This is a genomic window from Mesorhizobium sp. P5_C1 (assembly GCF_054049815.1).
In genome coordinates this window covers 1-653 of sequence record NZ_JBFULQ010001313.1, presented here as the reverse complement: position 1 = coordinate 653, position 653 = coordinate 1, and the positions used below count along the sequence as shown (strand labels likewise).

General features: G+C 61.0%; 1 protein-coding gene. It reads left to right on the top strand.

The window, feature by feature from the left end:
• Window positions 1–56: 56 nt before the first annotated feature.
• On the top strand, window positions 57–653 hold a 597-nt coding region (locus tag ACXJ7R_RS35570; protein ID WP_457155866.1), incomplete at its 3' end, for an invasion associated locus B family protein.

The following is a 653-nucleotide window of genomic DNA, read 5'->3' as shown; positions in this document are numbered from 1 at the left end:
GGACCACACGGCACGAAGAAGCCGGTCCCGGGATCATTTGAGAGGAAGTGCACGACATGACGAGCCTGAACAGCAACGCGTACCGCCTGTCGGTCATGGCCGCTGGCGTGGTCGGCTTTCTGGGCGCAKGGCTTCCCGCTGCTTCCGCACAGCAGCAACAGCAGATTCCGCAAGGCTGGTTCAAGGCTTGCACCAAGCAGGAAGACGTCGACATCTGCAACGTCCAGAACATCACCACCGCCGGCAACGGCCAGCTGATCACCGGCGTCAGCCTGATCGAGCTGAAGGGCAAGGTGAACCGCAAGGTGTTCCAGGTGACGGTGCCGACCGGCCGTCTGGTGCCTCCCGGCATTGGCCTGCAGATCGATACCGGCAAGGCCGTAAAGCTTGATTACGTCATTTGCTTCCCGGATCGTTGCGTGGCCGAAGTTCCGCTCACCGACCAGCTCGTCGGTGCCTTCAAGAAGGGCCAGGCGATCACGCTGACCTCGGTCAATTTCCAGAACCAGCAGAACCCGATCAAGATCGCCCTGCAGGGTTTCAGCGGCGCCTATGACGGCCCGCCGCTGCAGCAGTCCGACATCGAAGACCGGCAGAAGAAGCTCCAGGACTTCGTCGCCAAGAACAACCAGGATTTCGCCAAGAAGCTCAAG